Annotated in this window: 11 protein-coding genes; 2 read left to right on the top strand and 9 right to left on the bottom strand. The window is 30.8% G+C overall.

The window, feature by feature from the left end:
• Positions 1-160: 160 nt before the first annotated feature.
• Positions 161-982, top strand: a complete 822-nt coding sequence (locus CD129_RS11930) for a DUF4352 domain-containing protein (protein WP_115337683.1) — start codon at positions 161-163, stop codon at positions 980-982.
• 81 nt (positions 983-1,063) lie between these two features.
• Here the strand turns inward: CD129_RS11930 and CD129_RS11925 are convergent, their stop codons facing one another.
• Entirely contained in the window at positions 1,064-1,246 is a 183-nt protein-coding gene (locus tag CD129_RS11925) for a CsbD family protein (protein ID WP_078357723.1), read from the bottom strand.
• Positions 1,247-1,445: 199 nt separating this feature from the next.
• Here CD129_RS11925 and CD129_RS11920 point away from each other — a divergent pair, with 199 nt between their 5' ends.
• Positions 1,446-1,862: an organic hydroperoxide resistance protein gene (locus CD129_RS11920; RefSeq protein WP_107509715.1), complete on the top strand. Its 417-nt coding sequence runs from the start codon at positions 1,446-1,448 to the stop codon at positions 1,860-1,862.
• Positions 1,863-1,907: 45 nt separating this feature from the next.
• Here CD129_RS11920 and CD129_RS11915 read toward each other — a convergent pair whose 3' ends face one another.
• The 8 genes from CD129_RS11915 to CD129_RS11880 form a co-directional block, all read right to left on the bottom strand.
• The gene (locus CD129_RS11915; protein ID WP_078357725.1) at positions 1,908-3,311 is read right to left on the bottom strand and encodes an MFS transporter; all 1,404 of its coding nucleotides are present in this window, start codon (positions 3,309-3,311) and stop codon (positions 1,908-1,910) included.
• Positions 3,312-3,503: 192 nt separating this feature from the next.
• Positions 3,504-4,436 (bottom strand): nucleoside hydrolase, encoded by a 933-nt coding sequence (locus tag CD129_RS11910; RefSeq protein WP_115337684.1) that lies wholly within the window; start codon positions 4,434-4,436, stop codon positions 3,504-3,506.
• A gap of 26 nt (positions 4,437-4,462) precedes the next feature.
• Entirely contained in the window at positions 4,463-5,656 is a 1,194-nt protein-coding gene (locus CD129_RS11905; protein ID WP_115337685.1) for a DUF4352 domain-containing protein, read from the bottom strand.
• An 84-nt stretch (positions 5,657-5,740) separates the two neighbouring features.
• Positions 5,741-6,280: a hypothetical protein gene (locus tag CD129_RS11900; protein WP_078357728.1), complete on the bottom strand. Its 540-nt coding sequence runs from the start codon at positions 6,278-6,280 to the stop codon at positions 5,741-5,743.
• 125 nt (positions 6,281-6,405) lie between these two features.
• On the bottom strand, positions 6,406-6,906 hold the full coding sequence (locus CD129_RS11895; protein WP_078357729.1) for a GNAT family N-acetyltransferase: 501 nt from the start codon (positions 6,904-6,906) through the stop codon (positions 6,406-6,408).
• Positions 6,907-7,124: 218 nt separating this feature from the next.
• Positions 7,125-7,640: a GNAT family N-acetyltransferase gene (locus CD129_RS11890; RefSeq protein ID WP_078357730.1), complete on the bottom strand. Its 516-nt coding sequence runs from the start codon at positions 7,638-7,640 to the stop codon at positions 7,125-7,127.
• A gap of 12 nt (positions 7,641-7,652) precedes the next feature.
• Positions 7,653-8,159 (bottom strand): GNAT family N-acetyltransferase, encoded by a 507-nt coding sequence (locus tag CD129_RS11885; RefSeq protein WP_107508958.1) that lies wholly within the window; start codon positions 8,157-8,159, stop codon positions 7,653-7,655.
• A gap of 94 nt (positions 8,160-8,253) precedes the next feature.
• A complete protein-coding gene (locus CD129_RS11880; RefSeq protein WP_115337686.1) occupies positions 8,254-9,657 on the bottom strand; it encodes an aminotransferase-like domain-containing protein in 1,404 nt (467 codons plus the stop codon).
• Positions 9,658-9,713 lie beyond the last annotated feature (56 nt).

Genomic DNA, 9,713 nt, shown 5'->3' with positions numbered 1-9,713 from the left:
ATAATAGACCTAGATTTATTACCCAATTTACTATAAACTAAAAATAATTAATAAATAAAACAATTGTTTTACATTGATTATTTACTTGTGTATAAGGTTTTGAAATCATACATAGACAATTGTTTTTTATTAAAAAATAATACATAAAGGGGGAAATATTATGGCTAATTCTAATCAATCAGATCAGAATCCTTTCAACCAAAACACCTCAGAACAACAAAACGCACAACAAAATAATCCATTTAATGATTCTACTGATGGTAATAATCATCAGCAAGAGCAACGCCAATCGGGAGATGGTAAAGGCTCTAGTATGAAACCTTGGTTCTTTGGCTGTGGTGGATGTTTAATAGTATTCATTATTTTAGCAGTTATTTTGGGTGCATGTGCTGCTGGCCCAATTAAAGACCAAATTGATGAGTTCACAAATAATAGTACTGAAGAAAAATCTACTGAAGAAGAATCTACAGATGAGGAAACTACTGAAGAAGAATCTACTGAAGAAGAATCTACTGAAGAAGAATCTACTGAAGAGGAAACTACTGAAGAATCTACAGATGAAGATGATGATTCATCTACTGTTACTAGAAACACAACAGTAGGAAACTCAATTAGTGCAATCGGTACAAAAATTACAGTAGAAAAAGCTGAATTTGTTGAACCAACTAATAAATATAGTAAACCTTCTAAAGATAAAATATTAAAAGTTTCTTACAAACTAGATAATATTAATAACTCAAGTTTAATCGTTGGTGATACTAACTTCGGAATTACAGCTGATGGTAGTAGAGTTTCAAAATTCTATGGTATGGATGATGAAAATGATGGATTTTCATTTAGTTTAAAACCTGGTGAGTCAGATACAGGTTATGCATACTATGATGTACCAGAAGCGGATCAATATGACGTACAATTACAATTACGCTCATCAGATAAACGTTACAAAATGAAATGGGAAATTGATGAAGACGACATAAAATAATCAAAAAGAGCAGGAATTCATTTTTTTAAAATGAATTCCTGCTCTTTTTATACTATAAAGAAATAATAATTCAATTAGTTATTATTTCTTAAATTTATCGATAACATCATTTGCTTTATTTTTTGCGTTTTCTACCGCTTCTTTAGCTTTACCAGAAGTTTTATCTTTTTTACCTTCATTTTCTAACTCTTTATTATCTGTTGCATTACCAACTGTTTCTTTAACATTACCTTTTGCTTGTTCGAATTTGCTTTCGTCTGCCATTTTATATCACCCTTCATAAATCATAATTGAATGATTATCCATTCTATATTATTTATACCCAATAACATACTTTATAAACATCTTATTTAATTGAATGGTAATTAAAAACTTCCTTAATTAATCACTTATCTATGAAACTATGATTTAAAAATTAAATTAGGGGTAAACATTTAATATATACTAAAGGAGGTATTTTTTTATGGCAACTCAATATGAAACAAAAGCAACAAACACAGGTGGTCGTAAAGGTCATGTTTATACAGATGATAAAGCAATTGATGTAGACGTGTTACCACCACAACAAGCTGATGGTAACGCTACAAACCCTGAACAACTTTTCGCTGCGGGTTATGCTTCATGTTTCAATGGCGCTTTCGATTTGATTTTAAAACAAAACAAAGTACGTGACGCTGAACCAGAAGTTACTTTAACTGTACGTTTAGTAGATGACCCAAATGCTGAAAGCCCAAAACTAGAAGTAGATATTGATGCTAAAGTTAAAAATGTATCTCAAGAAGACGCAGAAAAATATTTAAAAGATGCTCATGATTTCTGCCCTTACTCAAAAGCGACTAGAAATAATATAGACGTTAAATTAAATGTTGAAGCTGTTTAATAATTATAAAAAAAGCATCGGGTGAAATCACCCGATGCTTTTTTCTTATGATTTGTTTGTTTCTTCTTCCTGATTCCACCATAATGCATCTTTTGGATTTTCATATACTTCTTGTAAGTCTTCTTTATTATCAACATTCGGATATGATCCTCTTAGTGATTTGTTTGAAGTTGTTTTGAACATAAACAAGAATATGACTAATCCTACTACATTTATAAATGTTAAATAATATGACGGTGCAATTTTTTGACCAGTTGTTTCTACTAAAGTGGTTAAAATAAATGGTGTTAAACCACCAAAAATTGCTGCACCTATATTATATACAAGAGATAACGTTCTTAGTCTTACTTTTGTATAGAATATACTTGGTAACACTGATGGCATAACGCCTTCAAATGTAGACATGAATAATGCAATAATGAATAAACCTGCAATTACCACTGGAATGGATGGAATACTCATCAACCAGAAAGCTAATACTGAGAGTAAACTAAATCCTATTAGGCCAAATAAAATTGTGTTTTTATTTCCAACTTTATCACTATACCAACCAAAGAAGAATACTGCCGGTATCATTGCTGCCATAGTTAAAATACTTAGCATACTACTCATCGTACCGCCTAAATCTAACGTACCATTAAGGAACGAAGGCATATATGATAAAACCATATAGTTTGCTACATTTAAGAATGCTACACCAGCGAAACAAACGATTATATCTCTCCAATATTTTCTAAATATATCTTTATAAGAATACTCAAGTTCTTCTTGTTCTTCGAGAGTTGTTTCATAAGCTGGACTTTCATCTAAATTATTTCTTAAATACACACCAATGATTCCTAATGGTGCTGCAATAATGAATGGAATTCTCCACCCCCATGAAGCCATTTGTTCATCATTCAGTACAGCATACATAATACCTACGAGTGCTGCAGCTAATATACTTCCAGACAACGTTCCGATTTCAAGTCCGCTTCCTAACTTACCTCTTGTTTTATCTGGCGAAATTTCGGCTATGTATGTCATTGCACCTGCATACTCACCACCAGTTGAGAATGATTGTACCATTCTAACAATTAATAATAAGATTGGTGCCCAAATCCCTATTTCATGTTGAGTAGGCAAAAGACCTAAAGCTAGTGTTGATAGTGCCATCATAATAATAGTTGTCGATAGCACAACTTTACGTCCATGTTTATCTCCAAGATGGCTAAAGAATATACCACCTATTGGTCTAACAATAAAAGCAAATGCAAATACTGCAAATGTTGATGCAAGTTGAATTTCTTTTGGCATATTACCAAAGAAGTTCATACTTATAATAACTGCTAATTGAGCATAAAGACCGAAGTCAAACCACTCAATTGCATTACCAATCCCTGTTGCGACGACAGTTTTTTTAGTTTTACTAGCGTCTACAACATTAACGTTCTTTTTCTTGAATTTCATAATTTTATAAACACTCCCCATTTTGTCTATATATTCATATAGCCTATTAAAATGTTTTTAATCAAAAAAACTGAAATTTATAAAAAACATCTCACAATACTCTTCAAATCATGTTTAAAATTAATAATAAATAAAACACTCCATTGAATAAATTTACATTAAAGTAATCTATTCAACGGAGTGTTTAATTCGTTATATTTTTTTAGCTAATTCAGTCATAAAATCAAAGAATCCATCTCGGTCTACATCATTCACAATATTAACGATTCTTCCTTCTTCACTTTTAAAAGTACGACCCTGACTAGGTCCATGAGTGATTACAGATAATTTTTGTTCTTCTTTCTCTACAAGTTCTGGCTTGCCAACGTACGCAGTTGTTAATACATCCCATAAGAAGTACGTAGAATTCGTAACAAAGTGTGTTAACGGTGGTACTAGCGCATAACAAATACCTAGAAAATCTACACCTTCAAATTGTCTTTCGTTTGCCCAACGTTTACGAATGTCCGGAGTTAATGGTACTTTGTTTGTACTTTCCAGTGCTACCATATCAATCGGTAAATTCGTATCAAATACTGTTTGAACAGCTTCTGGATCCCAAAAAGCATTCCACTCTGCTGTTCCATCATGTTCAGGTTCTTCTACATTTCCTTTATCCAGCAAAGTTCCACCCATCCAAACTACTCTTTCAATACGTTCTTCTATTCTAGGTTCAACTTTTAAGCTTTTAGCTAAATCAGTTAAAGGGCCAGTCAATAACATTGTGACTTTTTCAGAACTATTCATGACTTTCTCTATAATATCTTCATAAGCTTCATTTTCAGAAATAGTAGACTTAATATCTACATCTTCATTTAAAATCGGCATTGCATCTACAAAAAATGCATGCATTCTCCAACCTTTAGGAAAAGGATTTTTACCTCTTTCTTGCGAAGATGCAACATCTAATTGCTGTGATGAAAATCGATTAATAATTTTACAGGACGCATTCGTTGCTGGTTCAACATAGCAATCTGCACCAATAGCGCTAACACCAATTAAATTCACATCATCCATTTGTAATAACAAAAATAATGAAATTAAATCATCGACGCCACCATCATGGTTAAAATATACTGTCTGCATTAGTTTACCTCTTTCTACTAATTCAATTATCGTTCTTCAGACGAATTTGAATCACGCTGAGATTGCTTCTGCTGTGCTGCTCGTTCTCTTTCTTTTTGTGCTGCCTCTTGTGCTGCTCGTTGTTTTTCTTGTTGTGCTGCTTGGTCTTTTTGTTGCTGTTGTTGTTTTTCTCGTTCCGCTGCAGCTTGTTCTTGCTCTCGTCGTTTCTGTTCTTCTGCTGCCTGTTCTTTTTGAGCAGCTGCTTGATCTTGTTCTTTTTGTGCTGCTGCTTTTTCTTCAGCTGCTTCTTGTTGTTTCTTCTCTTGCTCAGCAGCTTTTTTATCTGCTTCCTCTTTAGCTGCTTTATCTTCGGCAGCTTTTTTAGCCGCTTCTTCTTTTGCTTCTTTATCTTTAGCCGCTTTATCTTCAGCATCTTTTTGACGTTTCTTCTCTGCTTCATCTAATTTTTTCTGTTCTTCTGCAGAATTGTTAGGTTGTTCAACAGTTTGTTGTTCATTTGTTTGTGGTTCTTGTGGTGGCACCACTTCTTCAGTTGTTCTTTCATTATTCAAATCTTCTTTAATATCTTTTTTAGCTATAGTCCAATTTGCTTTATATTCTTTTTTAGATGATTTAAAATCCATATTTACTTGATACTTATCCATATCCGCTACATCATAATATAAATAACTAGATTTAGTCTCACCTTTTTCTAGTTGATGTTGGAAACCACCTTTATTGTCTTTCATACCATTAAACTGTGGCTGTACTTCTCCATCAATTGTTAAATTAAAATTAGAATTATCTATAAATTTTTTATCTTTCTCTAAATTTTTGAATTTATAATTGATTTTCAATATTTTGCCGTTTTGAGAATATGAATAACCATCATCAGGCAGAACAAACTCAGCCTTAGTGACCGTTACTTCTAAACCATTAGCGATAATTTTGTCACCTAACTTTAAATCTTTCAAGTCTTTCTTAGGTGTATCAGATATATGTTTAACTTCCTTTGGCTTGTCTTCTTTGAATAATTGTTTGTATGAATATTCTTTATCAAAAGACAAACTCACAAAAATACAAACAAAGCTTATAACACCAACTACAAATAGCACGATTGTACTTGCTAAATAGCTGCTATACTGTTTTTCTTTGGCATATTTTATTACTGTGATAGCCAAAGTAACAATAAAGGCAATGGATATAACTACCCACAACAACACAAAAAGTATACTGCTCATTTTTTCTCTCCTCTTAGATTGATTAGTTATTTTATCATAGCATGAATTAGTCAAAATAATAGTATTAAACTAAATTATCACTCACTATAATTGACCAATTCTTTCAAAAGTTAATTCATATAATTCTTTATCATCTAAATTAACAAAACTATCAATCGAGATTCTATATTCATTAGATGAGCGTTTTTTAGATACCTGACCATTATACTTCAACTCAATCGTCATGTTAGTTTCATAACCATTATTTTCAATAGTATCACTAAACTCAGAGAGTACTTTTTGATTAATAGGAATTAAATAAAACTGATTGTTAGGTAAAATGTTAATACGTTTCCTTTGAAGTATTTCTTCATCATTTAACTTTAATATAACTTCAATATCTTTCGCAGAGCCGCCACCTAAATTTAATAATTTAAATGCCGTGTTCACATACTCATGGTCAGAAGCAGTCAAATTCCTCACTTTAATCCCACGCTTATTCTTTTCTAAAATAATCTGATCAAATGATAAATAAGGAATAAAAGATATTTTAATTTGACGAATTTGGATCATAACAGATATAAAATATAAAATGGCCATTATAAACGTACCAATAGAACCAATAGCTTGAATAATATTTATCATACTTTCACCTCTCTATAAAAACCTTGTTCTATTTTATACCCACTTCGAAATTGCTAAATCATATATTAGAAATGAAAAAGGTTCGAATACTGTTTAACGAGTATCGAACCTTTTAATAACACCTTTTAATATTCTTCTTTTAAAATACTATATATTAATGAATCTCTATAACCATCTTTTAATTTTATATCTTGTCTTAATATCGCTTCATGTTTCATACCTAACTTTTGTAAAACGATTTCTGAAGCTGAGTTGCGTATATCAGTTGAAGCCCATATTCTATTTAATTTAAGAACTTTAAATCCATATTTTATAATAGTTCTTCCAATATCAGTTGCTATACCGTTACCCCAATATTCTGGATGTACAATATAACCAAGTTCTCCACTTTGATTTTTTGTGTCACTAACCAGTTGTATCGCACCAATAACTTTATCAGTATCAGCATCGACAATGACATTGTACATCCAATTTTCATCTCGGTTTAATAACATTTCCACAAATTCTTCAGTTTCTTCATAAGATTGAGGCTCCCATGATTGATATTGACTCACTTCAGGTTTATTAGCATATGCATGAATATCTTCTATATCTGAACGTTTTAAATCTCGTAAATAGTAATCCATTAGATATCCTCCAATTAGTTTATGTATTATTATGATTGGGAATATCTTATCACAATTCTCTTTTTAATACCAAACTATTCTTATAAGTTTACTATGTTATAGATAAGATAATGCATTTTCGGGTCGATAATTTTATTTATCGGCCTGTATTTCGTGTTTCCGGACCGCTATTTTTATTTATCGGTCCGTATTTCTCATTTCTGGACCGCTATTTTATTTTATCGGTCCGTATTTACCAATTCATATCTCATCATATCTTCATCATAATAACTTACACCATCAAAAATAGCTTTTGGTTCTGTAGCATACTTTTGAAACCCCATTTTTTTATAAAATTCTATCGCTCGATTATTATTAGAAAGAACACTTAAATCTATAAACTTTAATTCATTTAACTCTGATGCCAGTTGAATCAACTTATTGACAACTCTGCTAGCTATACCAGTACTACGGTAATCAGGATGACAATACATTGCCACAAGGTTTCCTTTATGGTTAAGTTTTTTAACAGTTTCTCTATAAAAAGTTAATACACACACTAATTTATCATCTTCAAATCCACCGATTGTAAATTTCAACTCGTTTGATTCTAGACGTTTTTCAAATTTACTTAACGGATAATTTATTTCAATTTCATATAAAGAAGCAAATGCTTGTGCATCAGTTTGTAAACTTAGCAATCTTAAATCTCTAAATTCAATAACATCATTTTTATTTAATAGACGCACTACCATTTCACCACTCCTTTACTCACTAAAGTAATATACGTTTCCTGCTCCGTCATAATCATCTAGTTCTGGGTCGTGTTTGAGTCCTAATTTTTCTGCTGTTTTTATAGATGCTGTATTTTCCTTTTTAGTTAATGCTACTATTTTATATTGATTCTCAGTGATTTCTTTTACATGCTCTATTATTCTTTGGCTTGCTTCTGCTACAAGTCCTTGTTTCGTTTGCGCCGCTTCTATTCTGTAATATATATTCAAATAAGTTTGACCTTTTATATTTTTAAATTGTAATCCACATATACCAAATGGCTCATAGTAGTCTTTTTTTATTAGTACGTAATATCCGAATCCGTATTCTTTATAGTGCTTAATCCACTCTGACAATGTTTCTTTAAATGCTTCTTTATCTTCTACTGGACCTGCTGGATTATATTTTTGATTTAAAGGATCACGATGTACTTCAAATAATTTATCAAGATATGTATTTGCTGGTGGTACGAGTTTAAGTCGCTCTGTTTCTATGATCATCTGAATTCCCCTTTTTACATCAATTTTATTTTATATCATACCATTAAGCATAAAAAATACCCACCAATTAAGGTAGGTACTCATCAAAATGCATTTATTTTACTCTTTCAATAATTTCACTTAAATTTTTAAGACTACTATCTATTTCATTTTCATTTATATATGAATATGAAAAACGAATATAATTTGTGGAATTTGTGTCATAAATCTCGCCTGGTTGTATGAGGATATTTTCTTTAATAGCCTCATTGAAGACTTTTTTAACATCTACTGAATTGTTCAATTTAAACCAAATATAAAAGGAGCCTCGTGGTTCTTTCCATTCTCCGTATTTAGATAAGTGCGTTTTTAATGATTCTAAAAATAAATTCTTTTTCTTTTCTAGTTGAAGTTTTAACGCTTTGATATGATTATCATGATAGTCACTTAACCATTTCGCTGCTATATGTTGAGATATTGAACTTGCGCCATAATCGTTTTGCATCTTCAAATCTGACAAATGACTAATTACATTTTTATTTGCTACAATCCACCCTATACGTAATCCAGGACTTACGGTTTTAGAGAGGCTTCCTAAATATAGTACATTATCACTGTTTTCTAGAGCTTTCATTGGTAGATGTGTTTCTGACTCAAAAGATAAATCAGCATATATATCATCTTCAACAATAGGAATTCCATTTTTTTGACACTGATTAACTATTTTTTGTTTTTCAATTTTTGTATAAGTATTTTGAGTAGGGTTATGTAACGTCGGAATACAATAAAATATGCTATTTTTATAATCACTACTAACTTTGAAAATGTTGTTGATATTTTGTTTTATATATTTAATATTCAATGGCACAATTTGTGATCTAATATTATGCCATGTACGTACTGAATTAATGTAAGAAGGTGTTTCAATAATAATTTTTGATTGAGGTACTAATAGGCCATCTGCTATTAATTTCAAACCTTGTAAAGCACCTGATGTTATACAAATATTATTGATATCGCATTCGACACCTCTTTTTTTCATATACTTAACAATTTCTGTTCTTAACTCTGATTTTCCTTTAGGTTCTTCATAATTAGTATGTAGAGGGTCATCTTTAACTAATATTTCTTTAAATAAATGGTTAGGTATTAAATTTGGTGATAACTCCCCTGTTCCTAACCTTATAATTTCTTTGTCGAATTCTAGCTCATTAATTTTTTGGATGTAATATTGATTATTTTTAGATACACTATTACCAATATAATCTTGCCAACGAATATTACTCGTTATATAAGTATTCCACTTATTTTGAGATACATAGATCCCTCTTTTTTCTATTGTTTCTAAAATACCGTAGCTTTTTAGAATATCTAGGGCTTCAACTACTGTTGACCTATTCACATTATAGTATTGCGCAATTTCTCTTTGAGATGATAGCTTATCACCAGGCTTTAAAACACCATCATTTATTCGATTTGTAATATCATCAATTATCTTTTTGTATTGGAATACACTCATATTTACTCCTATATCTGGTTGGTATTTTATTTATAATCTGGTTGTTTTTAAAATTT

This window comes from Mammaliicoccus fleurettii (assembly GCF_003970575.1).
In the GTDB taxonomy this organism is placed as follows: domain Bacteria; phylum Bacillota; class Bacilli; order Staphylococcales; family Staphylococcaceae; genus Mammaliicoccus; species Mammaliicoccus fleurettii.
The sequence above is the reverse complement of the archived record's forward strand: the minus strand, read 5'-3'. Positions and strand labels throughout refer to the sequence as shown.